The following is a 17243-nucleotide window of genomic DNA, read 5'->3' on the forward strand; positions in this document are numbered from 1 at the left end:
GGTTTGCTGTGTACCGGCACAGGTGGGGTTATGTGCCGGTACACAGTTCTTCGTTCTAGGAGGTTCGCCAGTGACCGAGCCCGGGTACGCCGAGGGCGCGGCCGCGACCACGCCCGCGCGCGACGCACAGCTGCTCGAGCGCACCGTGTTCGAGGTCAAGCGCGTCATCGTCGGCCAGGACCGGTTGGTCGAGCGCATGCTGGTGGGCCTGCTGGCCAAGGGACACCTGCTGCTGGAGGGCGTGCCCGGCGTGGCCAAGACCCTCGCGGTGGAGACCTTCGCCAAGGTCGTCGGCGGCTCCTTCTCCCGCCTGCAGTTCACCCCCGACCTGGTGCCAGCCGACATCCTCGGCACCCGCATCTACCGGCAGGGCACCGAGAGCTTCGACGTGGAGCTGGGCCCGGTGGTGGCCAACTTCGTGCTCGCCGACGAGATCAACCGCGCGCCCGCGAAGGTGCAGTCGGCGATGCTGGAGGTGATGGCCGAGCGGCACGTCTCCATCGGCGGCCAGACCTTCCCGATGCCTGCCCCGTTCCTGGTGCTGGCCACCCAGAACCCGATCGAGAACGAGGGCGTCTACCCGCTGCCGGAGGCGCAGCGCGACCGCTTCCTGTTCAAGATCATCGTCGAGTACCCGACCGCCGAGGAAGAGCGCGAGATCGTCTACCGGATGGGTGTGACCCCGCCGGAGCCGTCCCAGGTGCTCAGCCCGGAGGAGCTGTCCCGGCTGCAGGGCGTGGCCAGCAAGGTCTTCGTGCACCACGCGCTGGTCGACTACGTGGTCCGCCTGGTGCTGGCCACCCGCGCGCCCGCCGAGAACGGCCTTGGCGACGTGGCGGGCTGGATCGCCTACGGCGCCTCCCCGCGCGCCACCCTGGGCATCGTGGCCGCCGCCCGCGCGCTGGCCCTGGTCCGCGGCCGCGACTACGTGCTGCCGCAGGACGTGGTGGACGTGGTGCCGGACGTGCTGCGGCACCGCCTGGTCCTCTCCTACGACGCGCTGGCCGACGGCGTGCCCATGGACCACCTGGTCTCCCGGGTGCTGCAGACCGTGCCGCTGCCCCAGGTCTCCGCGCGCCCGCAGCTGCCGCAGCCGCAGCACTCGCCCGTGCCGCAGGCGCCCGTCGTCCCGCAGGCCGCGCCGGTCCAGCGCCCGTGACCGGCACGCCCAGCCCCGAGAACCCCGACGCCGGGCCGGTGCGCGCCACCAGGCCGTCCTGGGCCCCGCCAGCGCTGGACGAGTCCCGCCTGGACGTGGCGCTGCGCACCCTGGAGCTGACCGTCCGGCGCAGGCTGGACGGGCTGTTGCAGGGCAACCACCTCGGCCTGGTGCCCGGTCCCGGCACCGAGCCCGGTGAGGCGCGGCCGTACCAGCCCGGCGACGACGTGCGCCGGATGGACTGGGCGGTCACCGCGCGCACCACCGTGCCGCACATCAGGGAGACGGTGGCCGACCGCGAGCTGGAGACCTGGGTCGTGGTCGACCTCTCGCCCAGCCTGGACTTCGGCACCGCCGCCTGCGAGAAGCGGGAGCTGGCGGTGGCCGCGGTGTCCGCGGTGACCCACCTGACCGGGGGCGGCGGCAACCGGATCGGCGCGATCGTCTCCACCGGCGAGCACACCGAACGCGTGCCCGCCCGCGGCGGCCTGGCGCACGGCAGCGGCCTGCTGCGCCGGATCGCGCAGACCAAGCGCGCCCCTGACGGCACCCGCGGCGACCTGGCGCTGGCCCTGGAACAGCTGCGCCGCCCGCCCCGGCGGCGCGGCCTGGCCGTGGTGATCTCCGACTTCCTCGGCCCGCTGACCTGGGAGCGCCCGCTGCGCGCGCTTTCGGCCCGGCACGACCTGCTGGCCATCGAGGTGCTCGACCCGCGAGACGTGGAGCTGCCCGACGTGGGAACCGTCGTCCTGTCCGACCCGGAGACCGGCAAACAGCGCGAGGTGCACACCACCCCGTTGCTGCGCAAGGAGTTCGGCGCCGCGGCGGCCGCGCACCGGGAGCAGGTGGCCACCGTGCTGCGCGGCGTGGGCGCCGGTCACCTGGTGCTGCGCACCGACTCCGACTGGGTGGCCGACACGGTCCGTTTTGTGGTCGCCCGCAAGCGCCGCTGGTCGGGAGGGGTGGCCTGATGTTCGGGCTCAGCCTGCGCGGGTTCACCGCGCCGTGGTGGTTCCTGCTCGCGATCGCGGTCGCCGTGCTGGTCGTGGTGTACCTGCTGGTGCAGCGCAGGCGGCGGCGCTACGTCATGCGCTTCACCAACCTGGAGCTGCTGGAGAAGGTCATCCCCAAGCGGCAGAACTGGGTCCGGCACGTGCCGCCCGCGCTGCTCGGGGTCGCGCTGCTGCTGCTCACCATCGCGCTGACCGGGCCGACCTCCGAGCAGCGGGTGCCGCGCAACCGGGCCACCGTGATGCTGGTGATCGACGTGTCGCTGTCCATGCAGGCCACCGACATCACGCCGACCCGGCTGGACGCGGCGAAGAAGTCCGCGAAGTCCTTCACCGACGGCCTGACCAAGGGCGTCAACCTGGGCCTGATCTCCTTCGCCGGTTCCGCGGTGGTGCTGGTCTCGCCCACAGTGGACCGCAAACCGGTGGCCGAGGCCATCGACACGCTCAAGCTCGGCCCGGCCACCGCCACCGGTGACGCGCTGAACGCGGCGATGGCCACCATCGAGTCCTTCGGCAAGCTGCTCACCGGCGCCGACGGCCCGCCCCCCTCGCGCATCGTGCTGATGACCGACGGCAAGAAGACGGTGGGCGCCGACCCGGTCGAGGTCGCGCAGCGGGCGGGCAAGGCCAAGATCCCGGTCTCCGCGATCGCCTTCGGCACCGACTACGGCACCATCGAGAGCGAGGGCCGCACCACCCAGGTGCCTGCCGACGTGGAGACCATGAAGGAGATCGCCGAGGCCTCCGGCGGCGACTTCCACCGCGCGGACTCCGCCGAACAGCTGCAGAAGGTCTACGACACCCTGGGCGAGCAGATCGGCTACGAGACCAAGGAAGACGACGCCAGCCGCCCCTGGCTGATGCTCGGCACCCTGGCGCTGATCATCGCCGCGGGCACCTCGCTGCTGATCGGTCAGCGCCTGCCCTGAACCACTGCTCGCCGCGGCCGGGCTCCCCGGCCGTGGCGAGGCGGCTTCACTGTGAGAACACGCCCCAGGGGCGTCCCAGTGTGGTCAGCGCCTCGCGGTGCGCGCGGTCGAGCGCTTCCCCGGCTGGTACCGCGATGTCGGGGACGACGCCGACTTCTTCCCAGTTCGTGCCGGATATGGGGTTGATCGCGCGGGCGGCCGGAATGGTCGCCTCCAGGTGCGGGTGGACGGTGAAGCCGCGGCACGGGTGCGCGCCACCGCGGGTCGTCTCGCCGATGATCGTGGCACGCCCCAGTTGCTGGAGGTCGTAGCTGAGCTCTTCGGCGGCGGAGAACGTCGTGCCGCTGGTGAGCACGTACACCGGCTTGGCGCTGCCGAACCTCGTCCCCGGCACGTGCGGCAGGCTCCAGAACTGGCGGTATGACTCGTCCTCGCGGGCGTAGAACGTGTTGAGGTGCGTCGGCTCGTCCAGCAGGTAGCCGCACACCAGCGCGACGGTGTCCGGGTCCCCGCCGCGGTTGCGCCGCAGGTCGATGATCAGTGCGTCGGCGTGCGCGACGAGGGTGAAGGCCGCCGCGATCGACTCCGCGACCATCGCCACCGGGAACAGCATCGGCGCGAGTTCCAGGTGCGCGACGCCGCCGTCGAGCAGGCGCACCAGCGGCACGCCGCCCATGCTGTCGTCGAACGTCTTGGCGTCATGCTGCCGGGACGCCGCGTCGTCACCCTCGGGCACCTCGTCGACGTGGTGCTTGAGCCGCAGGTGCCGGTCGCCGTTGACCGACTGGAGGTCCGCCGTGACGAGCCCAGCCAGCTCCTTCGGCGTGGTGGCGCTCGCGTAGTGGCCGGCGCGCGCGGCGAGGTGGGCGTCCAGTCTCGCCGCGACCTCGGGGAAGACGTAGTGCCCGATCAGCAGCTCGCGGGTCCTGGTGACGATCGACGGGATGTCCATGCCGGGCAGTAGAGCAGCGGCCTTGCAAAAGCGTCAATGGAATTAGACACTTTCTGGTGTGGATGACTGGCTGGAGATCGGCAGCCCCGAGCAGTTCAAGGCACTGTCGCACCCGCTGCGCCAGCGGCTGCTCTTCGTGCTGGGCCGCGAACCCGCGACGACCAGCCAGTTGGCCGTGTCCCTTGGCGAGCGCAAGGGCAACGTCGGACACCACCTCAAGGTGCTGCGCGAGGCCGGGCTCGTCCGCATCGTGCAGACCCGGCAGGTCCGCGGCGGAACGGAGCAGTACTACCAGCGCACCGCCCACCGCATGTCCTACACCGAATCGCCGCCCGAACACACCCAGGCGATGTTCGCCGCCGTGGCCGAGGAGATCGGTCGCGCCGCCGGGGAACCGCTCGTGGTGCTGCGCCACCTCCGGCTCACTCCGGAGGTGGCCGCCCGGACAGCCCACGCCTTGCAGCAGATCGTGGACGAGACAGCGGATGCCGGTGAGGGCGAGGCCGTCCACGGGATCCTGGTGACCCTCTATCGGCGGGCGGTCACACCCTGACGCCGGAGCCCAGGCCGGGGCCGGGCCATGATCGCCGAGCGTCGGCTTCCGGCCCCGGCGTCGTTGCTCACCAGGCGATCGGCATGCTCTTGGGTCCGCGCACGATCATCCGGTTCTTCCAGGTGATGTCCCCGGCCAGGTGCAGCCCCGGCAGCCGGGCCAGCAGCACCCGCAGCGCCTCCTGCAGCTCCATCCTGGCCAGCATCGCGCCGAGGCAGTGGTGCACGCCGTGCCCGAAGCCCAGGTGCTGGATGTTGGTCCTGGTCACGTCGAGCACGCCGGGCTCGGTGAACTTCAGCGCGTCCCGGTTGGCCGAACCCACCGACACCAGCACCGGCTCACCCGCCTTGACCAGCACCTCGCCCACCTGCACGTCCTCGGTGGCGTAGCGCGGGAAACTGGCGCCGACACCGAGTGGCACGAACCGCAGCAGCTCCTCCACCGCGTTCGGGATCAGCTCCGGCTCGGCCCGCAGCTTCTTCAGCTGGTCCGGGTGCTCCAGCAGCATCCACAGGAAGTTCGGGATCTGGGTCGCGGTGGTCTCGTGGCCGGCCACCAGGATGCCCACGCACAGGTCGACCAGCTCCAGCTCGGTCAGCCGGTCGCCCACGTCGCGGGCCTCGATCAGCGCGGTCATCAGGTCGTCCCGCGGCCGCTCGCGGTGCTCGGCGATCAGCCCGGACATGTAGCCGCGCAGGTCCTCCTGGTTCTGCTCCATCTCCTGCGGGGTCAGCCCGGAGGTGGACAGCGCGGCGTCGCTCCACACCCGGAACTGAGGCCGGTCCTCCGGCGGCACGCCGAGCAGCTCGCAGATCACCACCACCGGGATGGGCAGCGCGTACTCCTCCACCAGGTCGGCCGGCGGGCCCTTCTCGATCAGCCCGGCGACCAGGTCCTCGGCCAGCTGGGCCACCCTGGGCCGCAGCGCCTCGACCCGGCGCATGGTGAAGCCCTTGGCGGCCAGGGTGCGCAGCCGGGTGTGGTCCGGCGGGTCCATGCCCAGGATGCCGCCGGGCCGGACCACGGGCACCGCCCGGGGCGCGTCCCTGGTCTCGGCCATCGCGCGGCTGAACCGCTTGTCGCCCAGCACAAATCGGGCGTCGGCGTAGCGGGTGGCCAGCCAGGCGGGCTCGCCGTAGGGCAGTCGCACGCGCAGCATGCCGGGGGTGTTGCGGATCTGTTCGTAGAGGTCGGACAGGCCGAGGCCCTCGGCTTCGTTGAACGGGTACGGGATCGGGTCCAGATCCCTGGCGGCGGCAGGTGTGGTGGTCATGTGCGAGCTCCCGACGTGGCTTTGTAAGCACTCGCTTACAAAGTTAGGCCGGTGTGGGTGAGCCGTCAATGCGCGATCGGGTGGAGTCGGTTCCCACCGCCTGGCTCTGGTGGCGGCGGGCACTAAGAGGCAGAATTCTTGCCCTATTTCCCCCGGTTTACGCCGAACGGGTGGGTGGGCAAGTGGTCTATACCGCTACTCTCGGTACTAGCCCGATGTGAGCCACGCCATGGGTAGGGGGCCCAATGAGCGGTGCAGAGGAACGCGATCCACCGATCCCATCCTCGACCTGGGATGAACCGGAGATGCGCATGGCGCTGGTGCGCCGCGATATCTCACGCGTTTACCAGCTATTGCGCCGTCTCGGCATCACTCAGAAGCGTATTGCCGCCCGGACCGGACAGTCGCAGTCCGAGGTCTCCGAGATCACCAAAGGCCGCCAGGTGATGGCCTATGACGTGCTCGCCCGTATAGGTGATGGGTTGGGCATTCCGCGTGGTTACATGGGGATGGGTTACTCACCTGGAGTAGCCGTGGATGGGCCATCCGGCGGGAGGGAGGACGAGGACGTGCAACGCCGCAGGTTCCTCGCCGCCGCCGCGAGCGCTGTCGTCGGTGCGACGCTGGACTTCGGCTGGGGGCAGCTGGGGCCGTTGCGCGATGTGACCAGCCCGACCCCCGTGCCGGGGCGGCTGGGGCTGGAGGACGTACGGCGGATCGAGGCTGCGACGGGGGCGTTGAAGGCCCTGGACTACCAGCAGGGCGGGGGGTCGGTCCGGGACGCGGCGATCGCGCATGTCTCCTGGTGCAGACGATTGCTCTCCGCGGACTGCACGGAGGCCGTGCGCGGGCGGCTGCTCAGCGCGGTGGCGAACGCGCATCGCTTCGCCGGCTGGACCTCCTTCGACGTCGGACTGGCCGACGCCGCCCGCTACCACTACGTGCAGGCGGTGGAGCTGGCCAAACAGGCCGATGACCACGGGCTGATGTGCAGCGTGCTCTACGCCGCGGCCCGCATCGAGCTGCACAACGGCGCGGTCAACGACGCGCTGAAGCTGTTCCAGCTCGGCGAGATCCCGGCCGCGGACGCCGGCGACGCGCGCGCCGGCGCGGTGCTCGCGGCCAACCAGGCCTGGGCCTACGGTCGCCTCAACCGGCCCGGCCTGGCGGCCTCGGCGATGGCCCGCGCGCGCAGGGACTTCGCCCGCGCCCAGGAGTACGGCGAACCGGAACGGCCCAGCTGGGCCGCCTTCTTCACCGCCGCGGACCTGGCCGCCAGCGAGGGCATGATGCACCTGGAGATGCGCGACGGCGACCCGTTCCGGGCCATCCCGCTGTTCGAGCACTCCATCGGCCTGCGCACCGAGCTGACCGCGCGCAGCCAGACCTTCGAGCGGATCGCCCTGGCCACCGGGTATCTGCGCGCGGGGGACCACCGGCTCGGCGTGCCCGCGGCGGTGGCCGCGGTCTCCGCCGCCGAACAGCTCCAGTCCCGCCGGGTGCTGGACCGGCTCACTCCGCTGAAGGAGGAGGCGGCCCGCCGCCGGGACCCGGACTGCCAGCAACTGGTGCACGAGATCACCACGGTGCAGTCGCAGTACGCCGCTTAGGCCGTTCCTGGCCCGGCCTCCCGCTGGGCCAGGACCCGCTCCAGCCCGGTGATCAGCAGGTCCAGCCCGAACTCGTACTGGGCGTCGCCGTTGCTGCGGTTGAGCTCCGGCACCAGGTCCACCAGGGTCGGATACCTGGTGCGGGACAAGGAGTCCATCGTCTCGCGCAGCTGGCGGCGGCCCTCCCGGTCGGCCAGCTGCCGGCTCAGCTGCACCTCCCAGGCGGCCACCCCGAGCACGTGGTTGAACAGGGTCAGGTAGGCCCGGGTGGCGGAGTCGCGGTCGAAGCCGGCCGAGCGCAGCACGCTGAGCAGCGCCTCCACCGCGTGCGGCACCTCGTGCCCGGCCAGCGGGCGCGCGGTGAACAGCTGCACCAGGCACGGGTGGGCCAGCATCATGCCGCGGATGCCCCGGCAGGTCAGCCGGACCCGCTCCTGCCAGGTGTCCCCGCCCAGCTGGATCGGGTGCTGGGCCATCGCGTGGTCGCGCACGGCATCCAGGAGCTCGTCCCGGCCGCGGAAGTAGGTGTAGAGGGCCATCGGGCCGACGCCGAGCCGTTTGGCCAGAGCGCGCATGCCGAAGGAGTCGACGCCCTCGGCGTCCATCAGTTCCAGCGCGGTGCGCACGATCAGCTCGGGGTTGAGCGTGTTGCGGGGCGCGCGCTTGCGCTGGAGCTGTTCGGTCATGGTTGCCTCCTCCTTACTGTACAGCGTACTGTACGGCGTAAGTTAGAAGTCGGCACTGGGGCAGGCAGAGGGAGCGGCACGTGCGCGCGGTACAGATCACCGAGTTCGGCGGACCCGAGGTCATGACCCTGGTCGAGCTGCCGGACCCGGTCGCTGCGGAGGGGCAGGTGCTGGTCGAGGTCGACCGCGCAGGCGTCAACTACGGCGACACCCACAACGTGGAGAACTCCTACCTGGCCCCGGCGAAGCTGCCGCTGATCCCCGGCGGCGAGGTCATCGGCCGCACCGCGGACGGGCGCAGGGTGATCGCGCTGATCGACTCCGGCGGCTACGCCAGCAAGGTCGTCGCCGCGCCGCAGCGCCTGTTCGAGGTGCCCGAGGACATCTCGCACGGTGACGCGCTGGCGCTGATCTGCCAGGGCACCACCGCCTGGCACATCCTCAGGACCTCGGCCCGGATCCAGCCCGGCGAGTCCGTGGTGGTGCACGCCGCCGCCGGTGGCGTCGGCTCCCTGGCCGTGCAGCTGGCCAAGGTCTTCGGCGCGGGCACCGTGATCGCCACCGCCTCCACCGAGGACAAGCGCAAGCTGGCCCTGGACCTCGGCGCGGACGTCGCGGTCGACGGCGACCCCGACGGCCTGGCCGAGCGGCTGCGGGAAGCCAACGGCGGCAAGCGGATCGACGTGGTCCTGGAGATGGTCGGCGGGCCGGTCTTCGACGCCTCGCTGAGCGTGCTGGCCCCCTTCGGCCGGATCGTGGCCTACGGCAGCGCGGGCCGGGTGCAGCCCACCCCGGTGCTGCCCGCCAAGCTGATGCGCGGCTCGCTGTCCATCGTCGGCTTCTGGCTGATCGACTGCCTGCGCAACCCGGCCGAGCTGGTGCAGGCCCCCTTCGACGAGATGGTCGAGCTGGTGCGCGCGGGCAAGCTGCGCCCGCAGATCGGCGGCGAGTACCCGATGTCGGCCGCCCGCACCGCACACGAGGACCTGCGCGCCCGCCGCACCGTCGGCAAGCTCGTGCTGGACCCCGCCCAGTGACCGCGCTGCGGGAGCTGACCGGCAAGGTCGCCGTCATCACCGGCGCGGCCGGCGGCATCGGCACCGCGCTGGCGCACACCTTCGCCGCGCAGGGCGCTCAGCTGGTTCTGTCCGATGTGGACGGTGACGCGCTGGACGCGCTGGTGGAGTCCTTCGGGGACAAGGCCATCGGCGTCCGGGCCGACGTGGCCAAGGCCGAGGACGTGGAGGCCCTGGCCGAGCGGACCTACGCGGAGTTCGGCGCCGCGCACGTGCTGTGCAACAACGCGGGCATCGGCACTTCCAACCTGTTCTGGCGGATCAGCCTGGCGGAGTGGAAGCGCGCGATCGACATCAACCTGTGGGGCGTGATCCACGGCATGCACGCCTTCCTGCCCAGGATGATGCGCCAGGACCAGGGCCACATCGTCAACACCGCGTCCATGAGCGGCCTGCTGGCCGGCATGGGTACCAGCGCCTACGCCGCGACCAAGCACGCGGTGGTCGGCCTGACCGAGACGGTGCAGCACGAGCTGGCGCTCACCGGCTCCCCGCTGCGCACCTCGGTGCTCTGCCCGGCCTGGACCCGCTCCAACATCGCCGCCAGCACCCCGCCCGCGGCCGGGGAGGGGCCGGAGGCGGAGCTGATGGCCAAGTCCAGCGAGGCGATCAGCGCCGCGGTGCGGAATGGCAAGCCCGCGTCCGAGGTCGCCGAGGCGGTGCTGGACGCGGTGCGGGAGCAGCGGTTCTGGGTGCTCACCCACCCGGAGTTCTCGCCGGTGGTCACCGACCGGTTCGCCAGGGCGGTCACCGGCGCGGACCCGGTGGTGCCGCCGGTGATCCCGAAGCAGCGCTGAGCTCAGCCGTGCAGCTCGCGGTACACCGCCGCGGCCCCCGGGTGCAGGGGGATCGCGGCGGTGCTGATCAACGTCCGCTGGTCCAGGAACTGGATGCCCAGCGCCTCCTGCGGGATCAGCCGGTCCGCCCTGGTGAGCAGCACCCTGGTCACCGCCGCCGCCACTTCGGCCGGCAGGTCTTCCCGGCACACCACCAGGTTCGCCACCCCGATGGTGGGCACCGCCCGCGGCGCGCGGTACACCCCGCTGGGCACCGACACCTGCTCGTACACCGGCCCGTGCGCCTCGCGCAGCGCGGGCAGCACATCTTCCAGGGGTAGCAGGCGGATCGGGGTGCGGATGTCCAGCTGTTCCAAGGCCGGGGTGGGCACGCCGCCGGACCAGACCAGGGCGTCCACCGAGCCCTCGGCCAGCGCTGAGGCCGCCTCGGCCAGGCGCAGCTGCGGACCGGGTGTCAGGCCGAGCCGGGCGGTGATCCGCTGGGCGAGCAGGGCCGCGCCGGAACCCGGTGCGCCCATGGCGATCCGGCGGCCGGCCAGGTCGGCCATCCGGCGGGCCGGGCTGGCGGCCGGGACCGCGACCTGGAGGTAGTTCTCATAGATCCGGCCCAGCGCGCGCAGCGGCACCGGCCCGGTGAACGGGCTGGTGCCGCCGACCGCGGCCTCGCAGGCGTCGGCGTGTGCCAGCGCCAGGTCGACCTGCCGCGCGCCGAGCTGGCGCAGGTTGTCCACGCTGGCCTGGGTCTGGGCCGGGGTGCAGCGCAGTTTCGGGGTGGCTGAGGAGACCTCGGCGGCCAGCCGGGTGGCGAAGGCCAGGTACGGGCCGCCGGGTTCGCCCGCGCCGATGGACAGCGGCCGGGCCGGACCGGTGTAGTCGGCGGTGGTGCAGGCCACGGCGGCCAGCGGGACGAGCAGGAAGGCGCGGCGGGACAGGCTCATCCGGCCGCCCTGGGGAGTCCGATGTGGACGGACAGGCCGTGCGGCTCGGCCCGGTGCAGGATCAGCTCGCCGCCGTGCGCGGTGAGCAGCTGTTCGGCGATGGCCAGGCCCAGCCCGCTGCCCCGGCTGCCGCGGTGCTCCTGGGACCGCCAGAACCGTTCGGTGGCCAGCGCCAGCTCCTCGGCGGTGAGGCCGGGGCCGGTGTCGGTGACGGTGAGCCGCAGCGTTTCGGGCTCGGCCAGCAGGCGCAGGGTGACCGTGGCGCCGGACCCGGCGTACTTGATCGCGTTGTCCAGCACCACATCGAGGACCTGGGCCAGCTCCTCGGCCGGGAACGCGGCCAGCACGGGCGTGGCCGGAGCGCCGCCGATCCGCAGGGTGATCCCGGCGGCGTCGGCCGCGGCCGACCAGGCGTCCCTGCGGTCGGCCAGCACCAGCAGCGGCTCGCAGTCGGCCGCGGGCTCCTCCGGGGTGGCGGGGGCGCGCAGCTCGGCGGCCCGGTTCTCCGCGCTGGCCAGGGTGAGCAGCCCGTCCAGCAACGACTCCAGCCGGTCCACCTCGCCGAGCACCGACTGGTAGGAGCGCTGCGCGGGCTCGGCCACCGAGGGCCCGAGCGCGTCCACCCGCAGCCGCAGCGCGGTCATCGGGTTGCGCAGCTGATGGGAGGCCTCGGCGACCAGGCGGCGCTGCCGTTCGGCCGCGTCGGAGACCGAGTCCGACATCTGGTTGAAGGCCGCGGCCACCGTGCGCAGCTCGCTCGGCCCGTGCACCGCGACCTGGGCGTGCGGCTCCCCGGAGGCGACCGCGCGCACCCCGCGTTCCAGCTCCCGCAACGGCCGCAGCACCCAGCGGGAGACCCCCAGCGCCAGTGCGGCGCAGGCGATCGCGGCGGCCAGCGCGCCCAGCAGCACCACCACCCAGCGGCGCGCGATGTCCCCCGCCGCCGCGGTCACGTCGGCGCGCAGCACCACCGCGCCGGTGACCCGGATGCCGGTGCCGACCGGGCGGGCCAGCAGCACCGGCTCGGCCGACCACGGCGTCAGGGAGTCCACTGTGGACGCTCGCTCGTTGCGCAGCGCGCCGTCGACCAGGCGCACCACCGCCGGGTCAGTGGGGCGCAGGTCGCCGGTGGCCACCAGGGACTGCCGCCGGGTGTCCACCACCAGCACCGCCTCGCCGTAGAGCTCGCCGTAGCGGCGGACCTCCGCGGTCAGCGTGCCCAGGTCGGCGGTGGCGTTGGCGGTGTCGGCCAGCGCGGCGAAGCGGTCCAGGTCCGCGGTGCGGGAGAGCAGCAGCTGCTGGGTGCGTTCGGCCGCGGTGCTCATCAGCAGCGGCCAGGCGAAGGCGGCCACCGCGAGCACCGCGAAGGCCAGCAGCGCCGCCAGCAGCCGCCCGCGCACTACAGCTCCAGCCGGTAGCCGAAGCCGCGGATGGTGCTGATCAGGTTGGGGCGGCCCAGCTTCGCCCGCAGCTGCGCGATGTGCACGTCCAGCGACCGGGAGATCGCCAGGTAGGCGTCGCCCCACAGCTCGTCCATCAGCTGCTGGCGGCTCACCGCCGCGCCCGCGCGCCGGGCCAGCGCGGCCAGCAGGTCGAACTCCTTGGCGGTCAACGAGACCAGCTCTCCGCCTGCCTCCACCCGGCGACCGGCCAGGTCGATGCGCACATCGCCCGCGGTGATTTCCTCGGGCGGATCCTCGGCACTGGCGCGGTGCGCGGCGCGGCGGGTGACCACGTCCATCCGGGCCAGCAGCTCGGCCAGCCGGACCGGTTTCACCAGGTAGTCATCCGCCCCCAGGCGCAGCCCGCGCACCACGGAGCGTTCGTCACCGCGGGCGGTCAGCACCATCACCGGCACCGAGGTGACCCGGCGCAGCTTGTGCAGCACCTCCAGGCCGTCGCCGTCGGGCAGGCCCAGGTCCAGCAGCACCAGGTCCGCCTCGCGGTGGCCGGTGAGGGCGTCCGCGCCGTGCCGGACCCGGCGCGGCTGGTGGCCGTGCGCGGTGAGGACTTCGAGGAGGGCCTCGGCGACCCCGTCGTCGTCCTCCACCAGCAGCACCTTCATGCCGGGCAGCCTATTTGGGCTGGCCGACCTCGTACTCACCGGAGTCGTTGGTCACCTTCACCGGCACCTGCCGCTGCTTGCCGTCGATGCTGGCGGTGCAGGTGAAGGTGTTGCCGGCCTTGATCGCGGGCTGGTTCGGGCAGCTCACCCCGGTGACCTTGGCGATGCCGAAGTTCTCGGTGAGCACCTTCTGCACGCCCTGCTGGACCGCCTTGGTGTCGAGCACCTTGCTGGTGAACACGCCCAGCACGGCCAGCACGCCGAAGACCACGCCGATCAGCACCAGGCCGACGATCCCGTACAGCAGCGGCTTCTTCATGCCGCCGTCGGACTTCTTCGGCTGCTGCTGCGGCCCGCCGTAGGGCGCGGAGCCGTACGGCGCGCCACCGGGACCACCGGGGCCCTGCGGCTGCTGGTACCCGGGCGGCGGGGTGGGCGCGCCCTGCTGCGGATAGCCGGGCTGCGGGGCGGGCTGGCCGCCCCACTGGGGCTGCTGGTACGGGTTCGGCTGCTGCGGCTGGCCCCACTGCGGCTGCTGCGGCTGGTACGGGTTGTTCATCTCTGACCTCGGTTCTACAGCGCGGCGAGCCGGTTGAAGAAATCCTTGCGGGCGTTCACATCGGGCAGATCGGTGCGGTCCAGCGGCGAGGGCTCCGGCGGGAAGTCCTTCGCGGTGGCCTTGCCGAGGATCTCGTAGCCCACCTGGATCTCGATCTTCGGACCGCCCTTGTCCACGATCCCGTTGATCTCGATCTTCTTCAGCAGGCCCTGCGGGTCCAGCACCACCGTGGTGCGCAGGAAGGACTCCAGCATCGGCGGCGTCATCTGCTTCTTGTAGTCCTCGGGGAAGCTCAGCACCCGAGCGTCCACAAAGGACTTCAGGGTGACCCCGGTGAGCAGCTCCGCGCTGCCGTCGGCCTGCTGCCGGTACTCCTTGACCAGCCCGGCGGGCGAGGACTTCTGGGTCGCCTTCATCGCGTCCTGCATGGCGCACACCGTCTGCACGCCGGTCAGCAGGCACACGTTGAAGCCGTCCTTGGGCGTGAAGGTCGGGAACCGCACCCACGGCGTGGTGGCCAGCGACCGGAACCGCTCACCCAGCAGCAGGTAGTCCCACTCCGAGCCGCTCGGGTGGTACTGGTCCAGGTTGTCCTTCATCTCCTTGCTGGTGCGGGACTTGGTGAAGATCGCGGGCGGCTCCGGCTTGCCCTTGTCCGCCGCCTGGTAGCGGAAGATGTCGATCTCCTTGTCCGTCTTCTTCTCGTTGAACCGCCCGTGCCAGTACACAGTGGACTTCTCGTCCCTCGGCTTGACCAGCTCCTGGTCCAGCTTCTTGAACGCGCCGTCGAACTGACTGGCCATGTAGGCGCTCACCGCCTGCTGGTCGGCCAGCGCGAGACCGGGGGAGGCGCTGCTGCACCCGGACGCGGTCACCGCCAGCACCAGGGCACAGGCCACTCCCGTGACCCGCCCGCTTCGCCGGTTCATCCTCATGCTCCCGAGTCCGCCTGCTTGTAGAGGTTGTGCGCCACCTGGCCGAGCACCGCGCCGGAAAGCGTCCTGGCGTTGCCCACCGAGGACACCGACACCACGATCCCCGCGCCGCGCCCCGGGTCGAACCGGGTGAACCACGGCCCGCCGGAACAGCCCGGCGTCATCACGCAGTTGATGGTGTAGTCGCCGAAAGGTCCCTTGACCCAGTTCGGCGAGGAGCAGTACCGCATCACCTTGCCGTCGAAGGGCGGCGCGGTCGGGTAGCCGATCGCGGTCAGCCCCTCGGCCATCACCCCGAAGGCCATGCCCTGCGCGCCCAGCGCGTCCTGGATCTTCTGCCCGTTCAGCGGCCGCATCCGCAGGAAGGCGATGTCGTAGGCCCAGCCCTCGCCGGAGGTGCCCCGGTCGGTGCTCTCCGCCTTGGTCATGAACTCGCGGGTGGTGTAGATCGACTCCGCCGCCCACTTGCCGTGCGGGGCCTGCCCGGCCCGGTCGCCCGGCACGAACATCACGTTGTCGGCCCACATCTTCTCGCCCTGGGTCTCCCAGATGCAGTGGCCGGCGGTGGCCACCAGGCTCTTCGAGGGCGAGCTGACCACCGACGCGGAGCACACATACGGCTTTCCGCCGAAGGTGTAGTAGAGCCGCCCGACCGTGGTCTCGCTCAGCCCGGCCCGTGACCACGCGTCACCGCGCGGATTGGTTCCGTTGGAGTCCGGTTTCACCTGACCGATGACCCCGTCGCTGGGCTGGATCACCACCTGGGCGCCCGGGTTCTCCTTCGGCACGTCGCTGCCGCCCTCGCTGGGCCCCGGCTGCTTGGGCCGGGCGTCCTTGAGCCGGTCGCTGTTCCAGTAGTCGTTGACCTGCTGCGGGGTCGAGGAGAAGGTCTTGCGCAGCTCCGAGGTCGGGCCGCCCTTGATCTCATCCGCGATGTTGCGGGTGGAGGGCCCAGCCTTCGGCTGCCCAGGTGAGACCTGGACGCAGGCGGTGAGCGCGGCAGCGGTGAACAGCACCGCCACGACGGCACTCAGATGTCGCATCGTCAATACCCCAGATGGCCGTGTAACGCGGATACCGCGGGCAGATTAGCCCGATCGGAGCCACCGCACCCGGGGAAGTGGCGAAAAGCCCGCCGGGTGGGCGACACGCGCCACCCGGCGGGCCCGGCCTCGTCCCGTTGATCAGCGGAAAGAGCCCTCTTCCAGCGGCGAGGACTTCGAGGTCTCCCGCATGCTGCCGTAGACGATCAGCGAGACCAGCACGCAGCCGGCCACGTAGTAGAAGTACACCGACTCCATCCCGGCCTGCTTGAGCCAGAGCGCCACGAACTCCGAGGACCCGCCGAAGATGGCCACCGTCAGCGCGTACGGCAGGCCCACGCCCAGGGCGCGGATGTTGGTCGGGAACAGCTCGGCCTTCACGATCGCGTTGATCGAGGTGTAGCCGGTGACGATGACCAGCCCGGCCAGCATCAGGAAGAACGCGCCCACCGGCGAGTTCGTGCCGGCCAGCGCGGTCAGCAGCGGGACCGTGCCCAGGGTGCCGCAGACGCCGAAGAACAGCAGCAGCGGCCGCCGCCCGATCCGGTCGGAGAGCTTGCCCGCCAGCGGCTGGATCACCACGAAGACCACCAGGGCCAGGAAGTTGATCCAGGCCGCGTTCTGCTTGCTGATCCCGCTGGTGTTGACCATGAACTTCTGGAGGTAGGTGGTGTAGGTGTAGAAGGCCACCGTGCCGCCCAGGGTCAGGCCCACCACCAGCAGGCACTCCTTGGGGTGCTGGAGCAGGGCGCGCAGGGTGCCGCGCTGCGGGGCCTTGCCGTCCTCGGACTGGGCGACCTTCTTGAAGCTCTCCGACTCGTCCATGCTGCGCCGCAGCCACATCACCACGACCGCGCCGGCCGCGCCGATGACGAAGGCGATCCGCCAGCCCCAGGAGTGCATCTGCTCGTCGGTGAGCACCTGCTGCAGCACGATCTGCACACCCAGCGCGAGCAACTGGCCCGCGGTCAGCGTGACGTACTGGAAGCTGGAGTAGAAACCGCGCTTGCCGGGCGAGGCCACCTCGGAGAGGTAGGTCGCCGAGGTGGCGTACTCACCGCCCACCGACAGGCCCTGCAACAGCCGCGCGGCCACCAGCAGCGCGGGCGCGGCCAGGCCGATCGTGGTGTAGGACGGGGTGATCGCGATGATCAGCGAGCCCACCGCCATCAGCGTCACCGACAGCGTCAGCGCGGCCCGGCGGCCGTACCGGTCGGCGTAGCGGCCCAGCATCCAGCCGCCCAGCGGGCGCATCAGGAAGCCGACCGCGAACACCGCCGCGGTGTTCAGCAGCTCGGCGGTGGGGTTGTTCTTCGGGAAGAACGAGCTGGCGAAGTAGATGCTGAACGCCGTGTAGGCGTACCAGTCGTACCACTCGATCAGGTTGCCGATGGAGCCGCGCAGCACATTGGCCACGACCCGCCGCTCACCCTGCTTGTTTCCCTTGGGCAGTCCCCCGCCGTTGGGGACGTCCTCGCTGACGCCTACCGACATGTGAGTCCTCCTTGAGACCCCTGTCACGGTGGGTGGCGGCATCGTGATCGGCAAGCGGAGGCCGGCAGAACTTACCTCTCCTTGAGGTAACCCGTTGGCGAACGCCCGGCGCGCGCCCGGGATACTCGAACCACCGGCCCGACGACGACTTTGAGGTGAGC

17 protein-coding genes are annotated in these 17243 nt (G+C 71.5%); 7 read left to right on the plus strand and 10 right to left on the minus strand.

Features of this window, described 5'->3' with window-relative positions:
- Positions 1 to 70 precede the first annotated feature (70 nt).
- From M8C13_RS17180 to M8C13_RS17190, 3 genes are read left to right on the plus strand one after another with little or no spacing between them, the layout of a single operon-like run.
- Positions 71 to 1159, plus strand: coding sequence for a MoxR family ATPase (locus tag M8C13_RS17180; protein ID WP_252481614.1), 1089 nt, complete (start codon positions 71 to 73; stop codon positions 1157 to 1159).
- Complete coding sequence (locus M8C13_RS17185; RefSeq protein ID WP_252481615.1) at positions 1156 to 2130, plus strand: DUF58 domain-containing protein; 975 nt, start codon at positions 1156 to 1158, stop codon at positions 2128 to 2130. The genes M8C13_RS17180 and M8C13_RS17185 overlap by 4 nt, the downstream gene beginning before the upstream one ends.
- Positions 2130 to 3101 (plus strand): VWA domain-containing protein, encoded by a 972-nt coding sequence (locus M8C13_RS17190; RefSeq protein WP_252481616.1) that lies wholly within the window; start codon positions 2130 to 2132, stop codon positions 3099 to 3101. Before M8C13_RS17185 ends, M8C13_RS17190 begins: the two co-directional genes overlap by 1 nt.
- Before the next feature lie 46 nt (positions 3102 to 3147).
- Here the strand turns inward: M8C13_RS17190 and M8C13_RS17195 are convergent, their stop codons facing one another.
- Entirely contained in the window at positions 3148 to 4053 is a 906-nt protein-coding gene (locus tag M8C13_RS17195) for a S41 family peptidase (RefSeq protein ID WP_252481617.1), read from the minus strand.
- A gap of 58 nt (positions 4054 to 4111) precedes the next feature.
- On the opposite strand from M8C13_RS17195, the gene M8C13_RS17200 reads away from it, so the two are divergent.
- Positions 4112 to 4606, plus strand: coding sequence for a transcriptional regulator (locus M8C13_RS17200; RefSeq protein WP_252481618.1), 495 nt, complete (start codon positions 4112 to 4114; stop codon positions 4604 to 4606).
- Positions 4607 to 4673: 67 nt separating this feature from the next.
- Here M8C13_RS17200 and M8C13_RS17205 read toward each other — a convergent pair whose 3' ends face one another.
- Positions 4674 to 5879, minus strand: a complete 1206-nt coding sequence (locus tag M8C13_RS17205; protein WP_252481619.1) for a cytochrome P450 — start codon at positions 5877 to 5879, stop codon at positions 4674 to 4676.
- Positions 5880 to 6190: 311 nt separating this feature from the next.
- Between M8C13_RS17205 and M8C13_RS17210 the strand changes: the two genes are divergently transcribed.
- Positions 6191 to 7489 carry a helix-turn-helix domain-containing protein gene (locus M8C13_RS17210; RefSeq protein WP_374213086.1) on the plus strand — a complete coding sequence of 433 codons (1299 nt, stop codon included), beginning with the start codon at positions 6191 to 6193 and terminating at the stop codon, positions 7487 to 7489.
- Here M8C13_RS17210 and M8C13_RS17215 read toward each other — a convergent pair.
- Positions 7486 to 8175, minus strand: coding sequence for a TetR/AcrR family transcriptional regulator (locus M8C13_RS17215; RefSeq protein ID WP_252481621.1), 690 nt, complete (start codon positions 8173 to 8175; stop codon positions 7486 to 7488). The two genes, M8C13_RS17210 and M8C13_RS17215, sit on opposite strands and share 4 nt — an antisense overlap.
- Positions 8176 to 8255: 80 nt before the next feature.
- On the opposite strand from M8C13_RS17215, the gene M8C13_RS17220 reads away from it, so the two are divergent.
- Both M8C13_RS17220 and M8C13_RS17225 read left to right on the plus strand, forming a co-directional pair.
- A complete protein-coding gene (locus tag M8C13_RS17220; RefSeq protein WP_252481622.1) occupies positions 8256 to 9212 on the plus strand; it encodes a zinc-binding dehydrogenase in 957 nt (318 codons plus the stop codon).
- A complete protein-coding gene (locus tag M8C13_RS17225; protein ID WP_252481623.1) occupies positions 9209 to 10048 on the plus strand; it encodes an SDR family NAD(P)-dependent oxidoreductase in 840 nt (279 codons plus the stop codon). Before M8C13_RS17220 ends, M8C13_RS17225 begins: the two co-directional genes overlap by 4 nt.
- 2 nt (positions 10049 to 10050) lie before the next feature.
- On the opposite strand, the gene M8C13_RS17230 is transcribed toward M8C13_RS17225, so the two are convergent.
- The 7 genes from M8C13_RS17230 to M8C13_RS17260 all read right to left on the minus strand — a co-directional run bounded on the left by M8C13_RS17230 (position 10051) and on the right by M8C13_RS17260 (position 17082).
- Positions 10051 to 10986 carry a TAXI family TRAP transporter solute-binding subunit gene (locus M8C13_RS17230; RefSeq protein ID WP_252481624.1) on the minus strand — a complete coding sequence of 312 codons (936 nt, stop codon included), beginning with the start codon at positions 10984 to 10986 and terminating at the stop codon, positions 10051 to 10053.
- Positions 10983 to 12386, minus strand: a complete 1404-nt coding sequence (locus M8C13_RS17235) for a HAMP domain-containing sensor histidine kinase (RefSeq protein ID WP_252481625.1) — start codon at positions 12384 to 12386, stop codon at positions 10983 to 10985. The genes M8C13_RS17230 and M8C13_RS17235 overlap by 4 nt, the downstream gene beginning before the upstream one ends.
- On the minus strand, positions 12386 to 13051 hold the full coding sequence (locus M8C13_RS17240; protein WP_252481626.1) for a response regulator transcription factor: 666 nt from the start codon (positions 13049 to 13051) through the stop codon (positions 12386 to 12388). Before M8C13_RS17240 ends, M8C13_RS17235 begins: the two co-directional genes overlap by 1 nt.
- Positions 13052 to 13061: 10 nt before the next feature.
- Entirely contained in the window at positions 13062 to 13610 is a 549-nt protein-coding gene (locus M8C13_RS17245) for a DUF4333 domain-containing protein (protein WP_252481627.1), read from the minus strand.
- Positions 13611 to 13624: 14 nt separating this feature from the next.
- Positions 13625 to 14539, minus strand: coding sequence for a hypothetical protein (locus M8C13_RS17250; RefSeq protein ID WP_252481628.1), 915 nt, complete (start codon positions 14537 to 14539; stop codon positions 13625 to 13627).
- A gap of 2 nt (positions 14540 to 14541) precedes the next feature.
- Positions 14542 to 15588, minus strand: a complete 1047-nt coding sequence (locus tag M8C13_RS17255; RefSeq protein WP_252481629.1) for a serine protease — start codon at positions 15586 to 15588, stop codon at positions 14542 to 14544.
- Between the two features lie 141 nt (positions 15589 to 15729).
- A complete protein-coding gene (locus tag M8C13_RS17260) occupies positions 15730 to 17082 on the minus strand; it encodes an MFS transporter (RefSeq protein WP_252481630.1) in 1353 nt (450 codons plus the stop codon).
- Positions 17083 to 17243 lie beyond the last annotated feature (161 nt).

It is taken from the genome of Crossiella sp. SN42 (assembly GCF_023897065.1).
Taxonomy (GTDB): Bacteria; Actinomycetota; Actinomycetes; order Mycobacteriales; family Pseudonocardiaceae; genus Crossiella.